The sequence below is a fragment of the Enterobacter sp. Acro-832 genome (genome assembly GCF_011752745.1).
Lineage (GTDB): Bacteria > Pseudomonadota > Gammaproteobacteria > Enterobacterales > Enterobacteriaceae > Enterobacter > Enterobacter quasiroggenkampii.
The window spans coordinates 563,879-580,761 of record NZ_VWWX01000003.1 but is presented as its reverse complement, the minus strand read 5'-3'; the positions used below and the strand labels follow the sequence as shown (position 1 = coordinate 580,761).

The following is a 16,883-nucleotide window of genomic DNA, read 5'->3' as shown; positions in this document are numbered from 1 at the left end:
TATCCTCTGGTGATAGTCATTTTTGTCGAAAAGCTGTCTTGTCGACACTTCTCGACACGCATGGGTCAGGCCACGTTCGCTGAGGCATTTCCGTCCATCAGCTGCTTCAGGTTGACCGGAAGATCGTGCTCAACGGCGGCGTACAGGCCGTTATAAACCGGCGCGATTTTTTCCAGATAGTGCTCCAGCACCTGCTGGCGATCGCGATTGCTGACGTGGCCGTCCACCATGCCGTCGGCCATTAGCTGCGCCTTCGCAATACACTGTTTTTCGCCGTCTTTTGTCTCGAGGTGATACTCAATGGTGTGGCTGTTGAAGTTATCCGCCAGGGTCACGTTGATGGTGAAATGGCCGAAGAGGACAAAGCGCATATCCCCCTGCGCCGCGCAGCTCATCGCGTGGTGAAGACGCGCTTTCGACAAGGTAATGCCCTGAACCAGCGAGTTGCAGTAAAGGTGCCACTGGTCCTGTAACTGTTGATGACGCTGCGCGATGTAATCTGCTTTTTCGCTGATTTCCCAAATAGTCATAGAAGGTATCCGTTTAATGGAGATAGCGGCTGTTAAGCAGATTCCATGCCAGTTTTTATTTTGCTGATTTTAAAGGGATTAAACTGAAAAACCGCTGTCAACACCGCGGTGTCGACGTGTCATTTCGACAGCGTTGACATCGTCACGCCTTAACAAAAATCAAGCTGGCACTGTTATTGCATTACCGGGGCAATTCATTGAGGAGGCGTCATGCACGAAATCACCCTCTGCCAGCGGGCTCTGGAACTTATCGAACAGCAGGCAGTGCAAAACCACGCGAAGCGCGTCACCGGCGTCTGGCTGAAGGTCGGAGCGTTTTCCTGCGTCGAGACCAGCGCCCTGACCTTCTGTTTTGAGCTGGTCTGCCGCGGCACGCTGGCGGAAGGCTGCGAACTGCATATTGAAGAACAGCAGGCGGAGTGCTGGTGCGAGCAGTGTCAGCAGTACGTCACCCTGCTGTCATCGAAGGTACAGCGCTGCCCGCAGTGTCAGAGCGGCGGTCTGCGCATCGTGGCGGATGACGGCATGCAGATCCAACGCCTCGAAATCGAGAAGGAGTAAAGTATGTGTAGTACCTGCGGTTGCGCCGACGGCAACCTGTATATAGAAGGGGATGAACACCGCCCCCACTCCGCGTTTCGCTCCGCGCCCTTTTCACCCGCCCCACGCCCTGCGGCAGCCCTGACCGGCATTACCTTTGCGCCGCAACCCTCCGATGCGGGCGACCTGCATTACGGCCACGGCGAAGCAGGCACCCACGCGCCGGGCATGAGCCAGCGCCAGATGCTGGAGGTGGAAATCAACGTGCTGGACAAAAATAACCAGCTCGCCGCCCGCAACCGCGCCCGCTTTGCCACCCGCAAACAGCTGGCGCTGAACCTGGTCTCCAGCCCCGGTTCCGGTAAAACCACGCTGCTGACCGAAACGCTCAAGCGCCTGAACGGGCGCGTCTCCTGTGCGGTGATCGAAGGCGACCAGCAAACCGTTAACGACGCGGCGCGCATTCGCGAAACCGGCACCCCGGCGATTCAGGTCAACACCGGCAAAGGCTGCCACCTGGATGCACAGATGATTGCCGACGCGGCCCCGCGCCTGCCGCTGGCAGATAACGGCATCCTGTTTATTGAAAACGTTGGCAACCTCGTCTGCCCGGCGAGCTTCGACCTCGGCGAACGACACAAGGTGGCGGTGCTTTCAGTGACCGAAGGCGAAGACAAGCCGCTGAAGTACCCGCACATGTTTGCCGCCGCGTCCGTCATGCTGCTGAACAAAGTCGACCTGCTGCCGTACCTGAATTTCGACGTGGATAAGTGCCTGGCGTATGCCCGCGAGGTGAACCCGGAGATTGAGATCCTGCTGGTCTCCGCCACGCGCGGCGACGGCATGGACGGCTGGCTACACTGGCTGGAGAGCGAACGATGTGCATAGGCGTACCGGGACAAATTCACGCCATCGACGGTAATCAGGCCAAAGTCGAGGTTTGCGGCATCCTGCGCGACGTCGACCTGACGCTGGTGGGCAGCAGCGATGAAACGGGCACCTCGCGTCTCGGACAGTGGGTGCTGGTTCACGTGGGGTTCGCCATGAGCGTGATTAACGAAGCGGAAGCCCGCGACACGCTCGACGCCCTGCAAAATATGTTCGACGTGGAGCCTGACGTGGGCGCGCTGCTGTACGGCGAGGAGCGGTAATCATGCGTTACGTTGATGAATACCGCGCGCCGGAGCAGGTGCTGCAGCTTATCGGCCACCTGAAAACGCGCGCAGCGCGGCTGGACTACACGAAAGAAAGGCCGCTGCGGATCATGGAGGTGTGCGGCGGGCACACGCACGCGATCTTCAAATTTGGCCTCGACCAGCTGCTGCCGGAGAACATTGAGTTTATCCACGGCCCCGGCTGCCCGGTCTGCGTGCTGCCTATGGGGCGCATCGACAGCTGTATTGAAATTGCCAGCCAGCCCGACGTCATTTTCTGCACCTTTGGCGACGCGATGCGCGTGCCGGGGAAAAATGGTTCGCTGCTGCAGGCGAAAGCGCGCGGCGCAGACATCCGGATCGTCTATTCGCCGATGGATGCCCTGACGCTCGCAGCGGATAACCCCGCGCGCAAGGTGGTGTTTTTTGGCCTGGGGTTTGAAACCACCATGCCCGCCACCGCCATCACGCTGCAGCAGGCGAAAGCGCGCGGCGTCGATAACTTTTTCTTCTTCTGCCAGCACATTACGCTCATCCCCACCCTGCGCAGCCTGCTGGAAGAGCCAGGCAATGGCATTGACGCCTTTCTGGCACCGGGCCACGTCAGCATGGTGATTGGCACAGACGCCTACGGTTTTATCGCTGAACAGTACAATCGTCCGTTAGTGGTGGCTGGTTTCGAACCACTTGATCTACTGCAAGGTGTCACCATGCTGGTTGAGCAGAAAATAGCGGCCCTGAGTACCGTGGAAAATCAGTACCGCCGCGTGGTGCCGGATGCGGGAAATGAACGAGCGCAGCAGGCGATAGCCGACGTGTTTAGCGTTGAGGGCGACAGCGAATGGCGCGGCCTGGGGCTGATTGCTGAATCCGGCGTGCGCCTGACGCCAGCCTATCGCGCGTTCGACGCCGAAGCGCATTTCCGCCCGCAGCCGCAGCAGGTTTGCGACGATCCCCGGGCACGCTGTGGCGAGGTGCTCACCGGCAAATGCAAACCGCATCAGTGTCCGTTATTTGGCAATACCTGTAATCCGCAAACGGCGTTTGGGGCGCTGATGGTCTCCTCCGAAGGGGCGTGTGCCGCGTGGTATCAGTATCGCAACCAGGAGAGTGAAGCATGAATACGGTTGAAATGGCGCACGGCAGCGGCGGACAGGCGATGCAGCAGCTGATTAACCGGCTGTTTATGGAGGCCTTTAACAACCCCTGGCTCGCCGAACAGGAAGACCAGGCGCGCATTGACCTCGCCACCCTCACCGCCCAGGGCGACAGGCTGGCCTTCTCCACCGACAGCTACGTCATTGATCCGCTGTTCTTCCCGGGCGGCGATATCGGCAAGCTCGCCGTCTGCGGCACGGCGAACGACGTCGCCGTCAGCGGCGCCATCCCGCGCTACCTCTCCTGCGGGTTTATCCTTGAAGAGGGATTACCGATGGAGACGCTCACGGCCGTGGTCAACAGCATGGCGCAGACCGCGCGCGAGGCGGGGATCGCGATCGTCACCGGCGACACCAAAGTGGTGCAGCGCGGCGCGGCCGACAAGCTGTTTATCAACACCGCCGGCATGGGGGCGATCCCCGCAGATATTCACTGGGGCGCACAGCACCTCAGCGTGGGCGACGTGCTGATCGTGACCGGCACGCTGGGCTGCCACGGGGCGACCATCCTGAACCTGCGCGAGGGCCTGGGGCTGGACGGCGAACTGCGCAGTGACTGCGCGGTACTCACCCCGCTGATTCAGACGCTGCGCGGTATTCCCGGCGTGAAGGCCCTGCGGGATGCCACGCGAGGCGGTGTCAACGCCGTGGTCCATGAGTTTGCGGCAAGCTGCGGATGCGGGATTGAACTCATCGAGCGCAGCCTGCCCGTTAAGCCCGCCGTTCGTGGGCTTTGCGAACTGCTGGGGCTGGACCCGCTCAACTTTGCAAACGAAGGCAAGCTGGTGATTGGCGTTGAACGGGCCGCGGCACAAGCCGTTCTTGAACAGCTGCAGGCTCATCCGTCAGGAAAAGAGGCGGCAATGATTGGTGAAGTGGTTGAGCGCAAAGGGGTGCGCCTGACCGGACTTTATGGCGTGAAGCGCACGCTGGATCTGCCGCACGCTGAACCCTTACCCCGTATTTGCTAGGCCGCGCCACAAGCGGCCAGCATGGATTTTTTGCTCGTTTCTACTGGAAAGCACTATGCCGTATACACCGATGAGCGATCTTGGACAGCAGGGTCTGTTTGACATTACGCGCACACTTTTACAGCAGCCCGATCTCGGTGCGCTGAGCGATGCCCTGACGCGGCTGGTCAGGCAGTCGGCGCTGGCCGACAGCGCCGCGATTGTACTGTGGCATAGCGGAACGCACCGCGCGAGCTACTACTCAACGCGTGACAATGGCAAAACGTTTGAATACGAAGACGAAACCTATCTCGCGCATGGCCCGGTGCGGCGCATTCTCTCCCGACCTGAAGTGCTGCACTGTAACTTTGAGGAGTTCCGGCAGGCATGGCCACGGCTCGCGGAGAGTAACCTCTATCAGCCGTTCGGGCATTACTGCATGCTGCCGCTGGCAGCAGAGGGTCAGATTTTTGGCGGCTGCGAGTTTATCCGCACGACCGACCAGCCCTGGAGCGAGGCGGAATACGAACGCCTGCACACCTTTACCCAGATTGTGGCCGTCGTTGCGGAGCAGATCCAAAGCCGCGTGACCAATAATGTGGATTACGACCTGCTGAGCCGCGAACGCGACAACTTCCGCATTCTGGTCGCCATCACCAACGCCGTACTGTCACGGCTCGATATGGACGAGCTGGTCAGCGAAGTGTCGAAAGAGATCCATCACTATTTCAAAATCGATGCCATCAGCATCGCGCTTCGCGGCCATCGCAAGGGCAAGCTGAACATCTACTCGACGCATTATCTCGATGAAGCCAACCCGGCACACGAGCAGAGCGAAGTGGATGAAGCGGGGACCCTTTCGGAGCGGGTCTTCAAAAGCAAAGAGATCCTCCTGATCAACCTCAACGAACAGGATCCGGTAGCACCGTACGAGCGGATGCTGTTTAACACCTGGGGCAATAAAATTCAGACCCTGTGCCTGTTGCCGCTGATGTCCGGCAACACCATGCTTGGCGTGCTTAAGCTGGCGCAGTGCGAGGAAGGCGTCTTTACCACCGCCAACCTGAAGCTGCTGCGTCAGATCGCCGAGCGTATTTCCATCGCCCTGGATAACGCCCTCGCCTATCAGGAAATTCATCGTCTGAAGGAGCGGCTGGTGGATGAGAACCTGGCCCTGACCGAACAGCTCAACAACGTGGACAGCGAGTTTGGTGAAATCATCGGACGTAGCGACGCCATGTACAACGTGCTCAAGCAGGTTGAGATGGTGGCGCAAAGCGACAGCACGGTACTGATTCTGGGCGAAACCGGTACGGGTAAAGAGCTGATTGCCCGCGCCATCCACAACCTGAGCAACCGCAACAGCCGTCGGATGGTGAAGATGAACTGCGCCGCGATGCCCGCAGGGCTGCTGGAAAGCGACCTGTTCGGCCACGAACGAGGTGCCTTTACCGGGGCAAGCAGCCAGCGGCTGGGCCGGTTTGAGCTGGCGGACAAAAGCTCGCTGTTCCTCGACGAAGTGGGCGATATGCCGCTGGAGCTACAGCCGAAACTGCTGCGCGTCCTGCAGGAGCAGGAGTTTGAACGTCTTGGCAGCAACAAGCTTATCCAGACTGACGTGCGGCTGATTGCCGCGACCAACCGCGACCTGAAAAAGATGGTCGCCGACCGCGAGTTTCGCAGCGATCTCTACTATCGCCTGAACGTCTTCCCGATCTTCCTGCCGCCGCTGCGCGAGCGCCCGGAAGATATTCCCCTGCTGGTCAAAGCGTTTACCGCCAAGATCGCGCGTCGGATGGGTCGAAATATCGACAGCATTCCTGCCGAGACGTTACGTACCCTTTCATCGATGGAGTGGCCCGGCAACGTGCGCGAGCTGGAAAACGTCATCGAGCGTGCGGTGCTGCTGACGCGCGGAAATGTCCTGCAGCTCTCACTGCCTGACGTGAGCGTGCCTGCCGCCGAGACAGCGAAAGAGGGAGAAGATGAATATCAGCTCATTATGCGCGTACTCAAAGAGACCAACGGCGTGGTCGCCGGGCCAAAAGGTGCCGCCCAGCGTTTAGGGTTAAAACGCACTACCCTGCTGTCGCGCATGAAGCGTCTCGGGATCGATAAAGAGAGCCTGGTTTAAGCCTCACAATCCGGCGGTGTTGCTCTGACACCGCCTTTCGTTACCCTGCGCAATTGTCCCTCATTGACACAAAATCGTTTCCTCTGTATAAAATTCCGCCTTAATAATGAGTTTCATTTGCATCAATAATAATATTAATCAAGGGTAGCGTTTCATGAAGAAGGTCATCTGCGCGTTAGGCCTGGCGGTTGCGTCGGTCAGTTCTGCTCTGGCAACCACATATCCTCTTACCATTGAAAACTGTGGCTATAAAGAGACATTCACCAAAGCGCCAGAACGCGTCGTGGCCCTGGGTCAGAATACCGTCGAAATTTTGCTCCTGCTGGGGCTGGAAGATAAGGTGAAGGCCAGCGCCTTCTGGCCGACGAAAGTGTTGCCGCAGCTCGCGGAACAGAACGCAAAAATCAAAACCCTGACGGTTGAAATCCCTACCCTTGAATCCGTGCTTGCGCAAAATCCTGACTTTGTCCCCGCCCAAACGCCGCTGTTGCTGGGGCCGGAAAGCAAGGTCGCAAAACGCGACGATCTGATGACCCTTGGCGTGAACAGCTACGTGTCACCGGGCATGTGCGCGACCAAAAAAGCCACGGGCGATATGTACGGCAGCCGCCAGAAACTGTGGGATATGACGTATCTCTATCAGGAGATTGAGGATTTCGCCAAAATCTTTAACGTTGAAGACCGCGGTCAGGCCGTGATTGCCGATTTCAAAAAACGTGAGGCCGACCTGCGTAAGGAATTCGGCAAGAACAAAAAAGACCTCTCGTTTGTCTTCTGGTTCTCCAGCTCATCCCCCTCTGCGGACGCCTACGTAGGCGGTAAAAATAGCCCCTCCGGGTTTATTGCGAGCCTGATGGGCGGGCATAACGCCATCACCTCCGAGACCGAATGGCCAACCGTGGGTTGGGAGAGCATTATTGCCGCCAATCCGGATGTGATTGTGGTCTCCAGCCTGGACCGCAACCGCTGGGCGCTGGATAACGCGGAAGAAAAAATCAAATTCCTGAAGAGCGATCCGGCCGTCAGCCAGCTGGACGCCGTGAAAAAAGGCCACATCGTGGTGATGGACGGTCAGGCCATGAACCCGACGATTCGCACGATTTACGGGGCTGAGCAGGTCGGCGAACAGCTCAGAAAGCTGGGGCTGAACTGATGACAATCGCCGTTCTTCAGGCCCGGCAGAGCCTGGTTCTGACGACCTCGGCTTTGCTCGCCCTGGTACTGCTATTTCTGGTGATCGCCCTGAGCGTCAGCGTCGGCGAGCTGTCCATCCCGCTGGATAACGTGTTTTACGCCATCAGCAATAAAATGGGGCTCACCGAGGTTCCGCTCACTCGCATCTATGAAAGCGTCATCTGGGACTTTCGCCTGAGCCGCGCGCTGGTGGCGGCCTGCTGCGGCGCGGGGCTGGCCATCTGCGGTGCCGTATTGCAGAGCTTGCTGAAGAACGCGCTGGCGGAACCCTACGTGCTCGGCGTGTCCGCGGGCGCGTCGACCGGGGCGGTTTCTGTTGTCGTATTGGGGATCGGCACCGGTGCGGTCTCCCTTTCTGCCGGTGCCTTCGCCGGGGCATTCGCCGCGTTTGCGTTTGTCGCGTTTCTGACGAACGGCGCGCGCGGCGGGAATGAACGTACTATTCTGGCAGGCGTCGCCGCCTCGCAGCTGTTCAACGCCATTACCGCCTACACCATCAGCACCTCCGCCAGCGCCCAGCAGGCGCGCGACGTGATGTTCTGGCTGCTGGGCAGCTTCAGCGGCGTACGCTGGCCTGAATTCCAGCTGGCACTGCTCGTGGTGCTGATTGGGTTAGCCATTTGCCTCTACTATTCCCGGGCGCTGGATGCCTTTACGTTCGGTGACGACGCCGCCGCGTCGCTGGGCATTGCCGTTCCCTGGGTGCGCCTGGCGCTCTTTACCACCACCGCGCTGATTACCGCAACCATCGTCAGCATGGCGGGGTCAATCGGCTTTGTCGGGCTGGTGGTGCCGCACGTGATGCGTTTCCTGTTCGGGCCGCTGCACCGCACGCTACTGATTGCCAGCGCGCTGGCAGGCGCGATCCTGATGGTGCTGGCAGACATTGCCTCACGCATGCTGATTGCACCGCAAAGCCTGCCCGTCGGCGTGGTCACCGCGCTGGTTGGCGTCCCCTTCTTTGCCGTGATTATTTACCGTTCAAGGAATAAGTGATGAGCATCTGCGCGGAAAATATTACCTGGAAGGTCGGCAAAAAAGTCATCGTTAATGACGTCTCGCTGAAGGTATCACGGGGCGAAACGGTAGGACTGCTTGGCCCTAACGGCTGCGGTAAATCGTCTCTTTTACGTATCCTCGCGGGGCTGCGTCGCCCGGATGCTGGCTGCGTCACCCTGGACGGACAGGACATTACCCGCATCGCCAAAAAACAGCTTGCCCGCCGGGTCGCCTTCGTGGAACAGCACGGCATGACTGACGCCAACATGCGCGTGCGCGACGTGGTGAAACTTGGACGTATTCCGCACCACTCCGCCTTTTCCAACTGGAGCACGCACGATGACGAGACCGTCACCGCCGCTCTGCAGCGCGTGGATATGCTGGATAAAAGTGAGCAGGGCTGGCTGAGCCTCTCCGGCGGCGAGCGACAGCGCGTCCACATTGCCCGCGCGCTGGCCCAGACCCCGACGGAAATCCTGCTGGATGAACCGACCAACCACCTGGACATTCATCATCAGATGCAGCTGATGCAGTTGATCAGCGAATTACCGGTCACCAGCGTTGTCGCCATCCACGATCTCAACCACGCTTCGATGTTCTGCGACTCGCTGATTGTGATGCAGAAAGGGCACATTGTGGCGACGGGAACACCGCAGGACATCCTGTCCGAGTCGCTGCTCTGGGACGTCTTCCGGGTCAAAACCAAAATTGAGATCTCACCGTTCCATGGCAAAAAGCACATTCACTTTATTGTTTAGGGGCGAGTGAACAACGATGCCCCTTCGCCCTGCCACCACGCTCTGGCCGCCCGTCTTACTGGGTAGCCAGTTTGTTTTTAACATTGGCTTTTACGCCGTTGTTCCCTTCCTGGCGATATTCCTGCGCGACGACATGCTGCTCTCCGGCGGGCTGATCGGGCTGATCCTCGGCCTGCGCACCTTCTCTCAGCAGGGGATGTTTATCGTCGGCGGTGCGCTCTCGGACAGGTTTGGCGCGAAAGTCGTTATCCTGAGCGGCTGTATTGTTCGCGTTGCGGGGTATCTGCTGCTGGCGTTCGGAGGATCGCTGTGGCCGATTATTCTGGGCGCGTGTCTGACAGGCGTGGGCGGCGCGCTGTTTTCTCCGTCGATTGAAGCATTGCTGGCGAAAGCGGGCACGCACAGTGAGGCGAAAGGTAAACGAAGCCGGGCGGAGTGGTTCGCGCTCTTTGCGGTCTGCGGGGAACTCGGTGCGGTACTGGGCCCGGTTGCCGGCGCCCTGCTCACCGGCCTGGGCTTTCGCCAGGTAGCGCTGGCGGGCGCAGGGGTCTTTATCGTTGCGCTGGTGGTGCTCTACTTTTGCCTGCCCGCGTCACGCCACGCCTCGCGGACGCTGAAGCTCGTTCCCTGGTGGACGACGTTCCGCCAGCCCCGCTTTGTCGCCTTTATTATTGCCTATAGCTCGTGGCTTTTGAGCTATAACCAACTCTATCTGGCGTTGCCGGTAGAGATCCAGCGTTCCGGCGGTAACGAGAAAGATCTCGGCCCGCTTTTTATGCTGGCCTCTGTCCTGATCGTGGCGTTACAGCTGCCGCTGGCGCGTTTCGCCCGCCGCGTGGGCGCGGTGAGGATCCTGCCGGTGGGCTTTTTGCTGCTCTCCGCCGCCTTTGCAAGCGTGGCAATGTTTGCGTCGACGGCACCGCCAGAGGGCTGGCTGCGCCTGCTGCCGTCGGTCTGTTTCGTGACGCTGTTGACGCTGGGGCAGATGCTGCTGGTACCCTCGGCAAAGGATCTGATCCCAAGGTTTGCCGAAGAGTCCACGCTGGGGGCGCACTATGGCGCACTCGCCACCGCTGGCGGAGTCGCGGTCCTGACGGGGAATTTGCTGTTTGGCAGTCTGTTGGATCGCGCCCTGGTGCCCTCCACGCAGGCGATGCTCCCCTGGCTGCTGCTGGCCCTCTTTCCGCTCTGCAGCGCGCTGGCCATGAACCTGATTTGCCGCCCGCTCAGAAGCTGAACCGGTCACTTTTTCGGACGATACTTTTCCGGCAGTTCCGGTACGGGACGACGATCATCCATCAGATGACGGACGGTCAGAATGGGGTGACGCCAGAGCATTCGCGGGCCTGCCCAGCGCATAATTTGCTTCATCTCTTCGCGTTTGGCAGGCTGGTAGCAGTGGACCGGACACTGTTTACAGGCGGGCTTTTCCTCCCCGAAAACGCATTTATCCAGGCGCTTATCGGCATAGGCATTTAGCGCCTGATAGTGCCCCTCTTCCGCAGAGGCCTGAGGACACTGCTTCTGATACAGCGCGATCATTTTCGCGATGGTCTCTTTTTCGCGTGAAATTCTTTTACCGGACATAGCGACTTACCGAACAATAAAGTGCAAAAATAATACACCTTTCAATGCAGAATTTCAGTTTTTGCATGCGGTTTTCTGAAGCCTGATTCCAGTTTTAGCCCTGCACCGCCCGACAATCACTGGTATTTTATACAGGCATCAGTAATGACTTTTATCCGTGTTATCGGGAGACCCTATGCAAGAACTTGCTATCAACAAACCCTATCGCCATTTAACAGTGGGATATTTCAGAAAGCGCCATGAAGACCGCAATACCAAGATACCGAAGCGCTACAGCGTGCATGCGGCGCTGAGCTTAAAAGGAGACTGGCTTGAACAGGCAGGGTTTACCACCCACTCCCGGGTTCGCGTGGGCGTTGAGCATGGAAAAATAGTCATTGAGTTAATGTCGGAAGATGCCTCGTAAAGCGACGGCATTTTTCTGCGCCGTACCTTTTTTTCATGCGACAATAGAAGGAACAAACGGCCACTGAGCCGCTCAAAACGGTTTATATTCAAAGAAATGGACATCATAACTCCATGAGCACACTCGACAATTTCGACGCACATACGCCGATGATGCATTGGTGTGTTACAATTGATTTATAAACACTTTTTACTAAAAAAATATAAAAACAACATAATGACCTACATTTTAGATACACAGTGCAGCGACTAGATTAATCGGGAAAACGATTGTACCGGTCAAGGACATGGTGGTTCGCTAGGTTGCTTGGGCAGCATTCTCAAGATATTCACTGTAATACCGGAACTGTACGCCCCTTGAGCGCCATTTGCAGACATCGCCTGTTAGCAGAAATTGAGCTGGATCGCGTCACTCGTTTGCAGTGTTTAACACCGTTTAGCCAGCTGGTCCCAACAGTCAGGCCCAAAACGTATCCCCTTGTTGTTCGGCGGAGATTAATGGTCTGTAGATTAGCCGAGTCGTTCAGACAGCCTAACTGTATCGGGGAGCCCTAAGGTAGTTTGAAGATGTTAAAAATAAACTGCTATCTGGCACAACCAGACACTGCTAATATCATGCTAATCACAATCTACTCTAAAGTGATATAGATAGATGAATAAATCGCTGATATTAAACAAATCATGGTGGGAATATTTACTACCTAAGCAGCTTATTCCCCGCCGCCGGGAAGTAGAATCTCTTATTAATGAGTATATTCATGCTGGTTCCTTTGTTAGAGAATGGTTACGGGTGGCTCAAAATCCTGAAGGTGTCTTCCGGGTTAAACCTGGCAACCTCATTCCAAATCTACACATTGTATTCATCGGCAAAAAACCTGGATTCATCGCTCCTTTCAGCAAGATAAAGGAAGGTCATCGGAGCGTCGGGAGAACATCTCTATTCGCATCTGGAAAAGCTCTTGAAAATGACGAACTCGTAACCGTTCCCATTATTTCTGTGGAAATGGTCACTGACCCGCTGTTCATCACGGCTTCAGCGCAAGGTATGACCTCAATAGATGAAAACAAGATTACACAACCGAGTCTGCTATTCTCCATACCTGCTCATTATCTCTTATCCCCAAAACTTTCCCCTTCTAACGCGTATGTACTTTATCAGCATATTTTCGGGCAGGGTGCATCTTACCCTATAGATGGTTACTTCTATGTGGGGGTAACCAAACGCAACTGGCAGAAGCGGTGGGCTGAACATAAGCGCGCAATTAATAATGACAGTCCGTTGCTTTTTCATAGAAAATTTCGCGAAGAGCTTCAAAATGGCCGTGTAACCTATTTGCATCATAAGGTCATGGAGATTACTAATGACCTTGAGCAATTATATGAAGCCGAGGAGTTCTTAGTTGAAGGACACTGGGATGATGAGCGTCGTCTTAACATGATCCCCGGTGGGAAATCAGGTCTACGCTATATGCGTGAGAACGGCATGGTCAAAGGATCTTTAGTTCCCCAGTCTGATGAACGTGATGGCATTGTAAGCACATGGCTAAAGGAACACCCCCGGAAGGGCTTACCAGCGCCATGGATTGCCGAAAAATGGAAAGATAATAATTGGGCCATCGCTCAAATTTGTGGACGAGATGACCGATTATCAGTTGAGCAGGTACGCGCAATTCGCAAACTGGCTGAGACCTTTACATCGGAAGAGATTTGTACTCGTATAGGTGAAAAAGATGTAAACAAGGTTAATCGTGTTATTAAGGGAAAAACATATTCTCGCATTGATTAACTGTCTTGAAAGATCCAATATATAAAAATGAGAACCTGATGAATAATGCAATTGCAATAAGATTTGATTACAGCGATGAAAGAAAAAACCCTGAAGATATTTTACTTATACTCAGTGAATACGTTAAGTTTTACAAAAGGATTGGGATCATAACTTTATCATCAATAGATGAGAAAGACAGTGCTCAGTTTGATCTTGTAAGCTTGCAAGATGGTTCTGCCGTTGCGTGGATCAGATGCAAGATCGCAAAATGGGAAAATTTCTTATTTAATTCAGCCGAAGATCTGGCTGATTATATAGATAATAATCCTGAGATTGCTACCTGTGAAGATCTGGAGGCAGCATCAAACTTCTTGTCCACCTCGATTTCTAAAAATGTAGAACATCAATTGTTAACAGAACCGTATATAGATATGGAGCAATTGGGTAAAGCACTGTCTGATTATTCAGCTTTAAATTCTAAGCTTTACACTGATGAAACCGCTTCAATAGGAATTGGTCAACCAGGCACATCTGATTTCAGCGACTTCAAAACCCTGACAAAAAATTTTGTCTTCTCAGGAAACGTTGTTGATATGTTTTCCAGCGAAATAAAACATTTTAAAAGGACCTCAAAATTTTACGTTCACGTACCCGTAAATAAGGGGAATAACGTCTGGCGCTTAGAGGAATTAACCACCGAGAATCATTTTGCAGCAAGGGTTGTTAATAGTGATTGGTTAGAAAACTATCAATCAGGATTTATAGATCCAATTGGCCCCAAAGACCTTATTGAAGCTATTATCGAGTATGATGAAGTTGTTGCAAAAATTAGTGACAGAAAATCACGTAGGCAAATAAGAAATGCTAAAATTTTAGAAGTGCTTAATATAAATAGAAACCGAGGGGAGCAAGATGGCCTCTTCTAAAAGGACGTATACTGATAAAAAATCAATGTTAGCCGATATTTATGGTGAGGTTATTTTTTTGATGATTCCTTTTTTAGGCTTGATTTTTGTCACTATCTTTAAAAGTCCGCCGACCTTTTCATCCATTCTGCTTTCTTTGGTCTGCACTACAGACTGGTCTATAATGTCTGCCGTCATTTTCGGACAATGTGCATATAAAATCTCTAGAGTAATTCCATTATTGGGGGGTAAAGTAGACGGCCGAAGATTTACATTTTATCTATCCAAGAGAATACTCATGATTTTTGTTTCATTATTTATGTATGCCGTTATGGTATTTAAGCCGAATATATTCGTAGGTATAATTCAAATAACAATATTCTTACTATCAATTTTTTTCTTTTTTAAGGACAGTCTTGCATCATCCATCCTACACTATAGACACAATGAAATTAACAAGTGAATTACTAGATTATTAACAGCGCAATATCTTTTTATAATTAGATAAATATTCAGACTCATATGTGCTGTAGCATGTTCTCTAAAGACACTGAACATGTATTATTTTTCTTTTTTGCGGGATTTCCACAGGCTGCAATGTCGGTTTCTCGTTAAAAGTAAACTGTCTATATAGTGCGACTTGCCTTGTTTTTTTACTTGATATAATTAAGTAAAACGCAAACAGATAACCATGCGAAATGCGAATGGATGGTCAAGAGAATGCGAATCCCCAACTGATGTTTGAAAAGTTTTGGGAGTTCAGGAGAAAAGTTCGGATTTGAAAGTTTTGGAACTTCAGGAGCTAAAGTTTCAGCTCCGAAACTTTAGGACCATCCGATAAGTTTCATTTTCTGTAACTTTCAAAAAATCTCAAAGCAAAAATACAATTAAAAAACCTTAATTTTCAGTGTGTTACAAGAAAAATCACTGTAAGCATATGGAATCTGTAAAGAGTCTAGGTACCAATTCGGTACGCTTAACTAGCGAACTCAGAACATGCCAAATGCACGTTTAATCAAAATCACAACCGTCCTAGAAGTATGCGCGCTTTCCCGTGCAACACTTTATCGTCAAATCAAGGCTGGCTACTTTCCAGAACCAGTTCGTCTTACTGGTGGTAAGTCTTCACGTTCCGTTGCATGGAGAGAAGAAGAGGTACAGAACTGGATAGCCGAGCGCCAAACAGTGAATCTTCGATATAACGCAGTATCTACTTAATATACACCTTCATGTTTTTGCTCTAATAGCACGCTATAGACATATAGCTATAAATATCTGTATATACACATATTAATATGTATCTATACTGCGTAATTTACTATGAATGCATTACTATTTCAATCATATTAACTAACGACTAAAAAATGTATATTAACAAAAAAAACATAGACTTTAATATATCACAAAAAGTTGGAAAAGATGTAGAAGGGCGGACAATCAGAATGAGAATCGACAAACTAACTTTAGTTAGCAATGTCGAAAGCCATCATGAAAACAACTTGATCTATGAAAAACTTGACTATCTCAGTTCTCGGAAATACAAAAAATATCGCATCCAATCAATTCGAGGAATTAATGGGAAGCCATACAGAAAAGCCATAATAATAAGAAAAAAAAATAAAACCATCCCCTCTAATACTAAGGATTGATTATTTCCCCATCAACCATAAAACAGGTAGTATACGCTTAGAGTTTCATCCTCAACATCTCACACCCAAAAACATTGATCATCTAGTATGTTGGCTGAATAAAAAATTAGATAATAAACTAAATGCTTTACTATTGGAATCGTGGATCACTCAAATAGATACTGCTGTAGATATTTATGGAGCACAGCTTGAAGATTATATTTTTGGTTTAAAAAACTCAGAGACCGCAAAATACTTCGACAAAAAATATGGATTACCGGGTCTGAGATTAGGTAGCATACGCTCTCAACTACATATTCATTGTTATGAAAAAATAGATGGGTACAGAAATGAAATTATCAGTTCAATGAAACGAACAAGCCTAATGAATATTCATCCGAATGACTGCGATAAGTTTCTTCGAATAGAATCTCGTTTTAGGCCCAAAAAAAATATTTCAAGCCAAGATAATCGCATTCTTTTGAAAAATATTTTACAAATTGACAACCCTGTTACTCGACTTAGTGTCTTCGATAGAAAAATAGCATTAATTCTCTATAAAAAAGGATTTATAAGATCATATCCCTGTAACCCTAGTCTTATAGAGCTAAAATCCTGCATAAAATCCACTGAAAAAATATCACGATTAACACAAAAACATCTTCACTTGGTATCTAAAAGTGAAATTTCACTATTTGACATTAATATGGTATGGAAATCTTGGCCAAAATGTGTATCTAGATTAGGAAATGCATTTGAAAAAATCATAAAAAAAACCTTCATCACGAAAAAAACCAATCCTTAATACGTTAAGATTGCACACAGATAATATAAACCTGAACTATGCAATTAATTTAAATCATTACACATCAAAATTATGCCCATTAAAATCAGCGCAAATAAATTATTTTAACCCTATCAAAACATAATTCACCTTTAATTTACTTCATTTGCAAATAATATGATCTTTGTTTTTTTCTCCGATAAGTTACATTTCTACTTCAATGTAGAAGATCAATTGATTAATTACACTAAATATAATTTATATAGATTATAGCCATGTATTTTATCGTAAAAAACCCATGATGACTGGTTCATATATAATACTAATCAACACGTGAATAATTCTGGCATATGAGATAGTAATAAAGTCTTTCGGTTTTTTTAGTTATAT

The 16,883-nt window shown here is 51.6% G+C and carries 17 protein-coding genes; 15 read left to right on the top strand and 2 right to left on the bottom strand.

The annotated features are described in order from the left end of the window. Nucleotides 1-65 precede the first annotated feature (65 nt). Nucleotides 66-530 (bottom strand): formate hydrogenlyase regulator HycA, encoded by a 465-nt coding sequence (hycA, locus tag F3J31_RS14195; RefSeq protein WP_029739532.1) that lies wholly within the window; start codon nt 528-530, stop codon nt 66-68. 210 nt (nt 531-740) lie between these two features. On the opposite strand from hycA, the gene hypA reads away from it, so the two are divergent. The 10 genes from hypA to F3J31_RS14145 all read left to right on the top strand — a co-directional run bounded on the left by hypA (nt 741) and on the right by F3J31_RS14145 (nt 10,653). Then, nucleotides 741-1,091, top strand: a complete 351-nt coding sequence (hypA, locus tag F3J31_RS14190; RefSeq protein WP_039265546.1) for a hydrogenase maturation nickel metallochaperone HypA — start codon at nt 741-743, stop codon at nt 1,089-1,091. Nucleotides 1,092-1,094: 3 nt separating this feature from the next. Continuing rightward, nucleotides 1,095-1,958, top strand: a complete 864-nt coding sequence (gene hypB / locus F3J31_RS14185; RefSeq protein ID WP_167213734.1) for a hydrogenase nickel incorporation protein HypB — start codon at nt 1,095-1,097, stop codon at nt 1,956-1,958. After that, nucleotides 1,949-2,221, top strand: coding sequence for a HypC/HybG/HupF family hydrogenase formation chaperone (locus F3J31_RS14180; protein ID WP_167213731.1), 273 nt, complete (start codon nt 1,949-1,951; stop codon nt 2,219-2,221). The genes hypB and F3J31_RS14180 overlap by 10 nt, the downstream gene beginning before the upstream one ends. 2 nt (nt 2,222-2,223) lie before the next feature. Beyond that, a complete protein-coding gene (gene hypD, locus F3J31_RS14175; protein WP_167213728.1) occupies nt 2,224-3,345 on the top strand; it encodes a hydrogenase formation protein HypD in 1,122 nt (373 codons plus the stop codon). After that, the gene (gene hypE, locus F3J31_RS14170; RefSeq protein WP_167213725.1) at nt 3,342-4,352 is read left to right on the top strand and encodes a hydrogenase expression/formation protein HypE; all 1,011 of its coding nucleotides are present in this window, start codon (nt 3,342-3,344) and stop codon (nt 4,350-4,352) included. Before hypD ends, hypE begins: the two co-directional genes overlap by 4 nt. Before the next feature lie 55 nt (nt 4,353-4,407). Beyond that, the gene (gene flhA, locus F3J31_RS14165; protein ID WP_167213722.1) at nt 4,408-6,465 is read left to right on the top strand and encodes a formate hydrogenlyase transcriptional activator FlhA; all 2,058 of its coding nucleotides are present in this window, start codon (nt 4,408-4,410) and stop codon (nt 6,463-6,465) included. Between the two features lie 154 nt (nt 6,466-6,619). Then, nucleotides 6,620-7,618 (top strand): ABC transporter substrate-binding protein, encoded by a 999-nt coding sequence (locus F3J31_RS14160; protein ID WP_048029226.1) that lies wholly within the window; start codon nt 6,620-6,622, stop codon nt 7,616-7,618. After that, nucleotides 7,618-8,655, top strand: a complete 1,038-nt coding sequence (locus tag F3J31_RS14155) for an iron chelate uptake ABC transporter family permease subunit (protein WP_167213720.1) — start codon at nt 7,618-7,620, stop codon at nt 8,653-8,655. Before F3J31_RS14160 ends, F3J31_RS14155 begins: the two co-directional genes overlap by 1 nt. Continuing rightward, nucleotides 8,655-9,416: an ABC transporter ATP-binding protein gene (locus F3J31_RS14150; protein ID WP_167213717.1), complete on the top strand. Its 762-nt coding sequence runs from the start codon at nt 8,655-8,657 to the stop codon at nt 9,414-9,416. Before F3J31_RS14155 ends, F3J31_RS14150 begins: the two co-directional genes overlap by 1 nt. Nucleotides 9,417-9,432: 16 nt before the next feature. Then, entirely contained in the window at nt 9,433-10,653 is a 1,221-nt protein-coding gene (locus F3J31_RS14145; RefSeq protein ID WP_167213715.1) for an MFS transporter, read from the top strand. 5 nt (nt 10,654-10,658) lie between these two features. On the opposite strand, the gene F3J31_RS14140 is transcribed toward F3J31_RS14145, so the two are convergent. Further along, a complete protein-coding gene (locus F3J31_RS14140; RefSeq protein WP_045418265.1) occupies nt 10,659-11,003 on the bottom strand; it encodes a nitrous oxide-stimulated promoter family protein in 345 nt (114 codons plus the stop codon). A gap of 175 nt (nt 11,004-11,178) precedes the next feature. Here F3J31_RS14140 and F3J31_RS14135 point away from each other — a divergent pair, with 175 nt between their 5' ends. The 5 genes from F3J31_RS14135 (at nt 11,179) to F3J31_RS14115 (ending at nt 16,514) form a co-directional block, all read left to right on the top strand. Beyond that, entirely contained in the window at nt 11,179-11,409 is a 231-nt protein-coding gene (locus F3J31_RS14135) for a SymE family type I addiction module toxin (protein ID WP_045908493.1), read from the top strand. Between the two features lie 651 nt (nt 11,410-12,060). After that, nucleotides 12,061-13,194, top strand: coding sequence for a hypothetical protein (locus F3J31_RS14130; protein ID WP_045371953.1), 1,134 nt, complete (start codon nt 12,061-12,063; stop codon nt 13,192-13,194). Between the two features lie 38 nt (nt 13,195-13,232). After that, nucleotides 13,233-14,102, top strand: coding sequence for a hypothetical protein (locus tag F3J31_RS14125; RefSeq protein WP_167213712.1), 870 nt, complete (start codon nt 13,233-13,235; stop codon nt 14,100-14,102). Between the two features lie 975 nt (nt 14,103-15,077). Continuing rightward, on the top strand, nt 15,078-15,299 hold the full coding sequence (locus F3J31_RS14120) for an AlpA family phage regulatory protein (protein ID WP_045371948.1): 222 nt from the start codon (nt 15,078-15,080) through the stop codon (nt 15,297-15,299). 564 nt (nt 15,300-15,863) lie between these two features. Further along, nucleotides 15,864-16,514, top strand: a complete 651-nt coding sequence (locus F3J31_RS14115) for a hypothetical protein (RefSeq protein ID WP_167213710.1) — start codon at nt 15,864-15,866, stop codon at nt 16,512-16,514. Nucleotides 16,515-16,883 lie beyond the last annotated feature (369 nt).

Bases quoted from the DNA above. Each gene is read 5' to 3' on its own strand.
- hypB (WP_167213734.1), top strand. From the start codon at position 1,095: ATGTGTAGTACCTGCGGTTGCGCCGACGGCAACCTGTATATAGAAGGG.
- F3J31_RS14160 (WP_048029226.1), top strand. From the start codon at position 6,620: ATGAAGAAGGTCATCTGCGCGTTAGGCCTGGCGGTTGCGTCGGTCAGT.
- F3J31_RS14180 (WP_167213731.1), top strand. From the start codon at position 1,949: ATGTGCATAGGCGTACCGGGACAAATTCACGCCATCGACGGTAATCAG.
- F3J31_RS14155 (WP_167213720.1), top strand. From the start codon at position 7,618: ATGACAATCGCCGTTCTTCAGGCCCGGCAGAGCCTGGTTCTGACGACC.
- F3J31_RS14120 (WP_045371948.1), top strand. From the start codon at position 15,078: ATGCCAAATGCACGTTTAATCAAAATCACAACCGTCCTAGAAGTATGC.
- F3J31_RS14145 (WP_167213715.1), top strand. From the start codon at position 9,433: ATGCCCCTTCGCCCTGCCACCACGCTCTGGCCGCCCGTCTTACTGGGT.
- hypD (WP_167213728.1), top strand. From the start codon at position 2,224: ATGCGTTACGTTGATGAATACCGCGCGCCGGAGCAGGTGCTGCAGCTT.
- hycA (WP_029739532.1), bottom strand. From the start codon at position 530: ATGACTATTTGGGAAATCAGCGAAAAAGCAGATTACATCGCGCAGCGT.
- F3J31_RS14150 (WP_167213717.1), top strand. From the start codon at position 8,655: ATGAGCATCTGCGCGGAAAATATTACCTGGAAGGTCGGCAAAAAAGTC.
- F3J31_RS14125 (WP_167213712.1), top strand. From the start codon at position 13,233: ATGAATAATGCAATTGCAATAAGATTTGATTACAGCGATGAAAGAAAA.
- hypE (WP_167213725.1), top strand. From the start codon at position 3,342: ATGAATACGGTTGAAATGGCGCACGGCAGCGGCGGACAGGCGATGCAG.
- F3J31_RS14140 (WP_045418265.1), bottom strand. From the start codon at position 11,003: ATGTCCGGTAAAAGAATTTCACGCGAAAAAGAGACCATCGCGAAAATG.
- F3J31_RS14130 (WP_045371953.1), top strand. From the start codon at position 12,061: ATGAATAAATCGCTGATATTAAACAAATCATGGTGGGAATATTTACTA.
- hypA (WP_039265546.1), top strand. From the start codon at position 741: ATGCACGAAATCACCCTCTGCCAGCGGGCTCTGGAACTTATCGAACAG.
- flhA (WP_167213722.1), top strand. From the start codon at position 4,408: ATGCCGTATACACCGATGAGCGATCTTGGACAGCAGGGTCTGTTTGAC.
- F3J31_RS14135 (WP_045908493.1), top strand. From the start codon at position 11,179: ATGCAAGAACTTGCTATCAACAAACCCTATCGCCATTTAACAGTGGGA.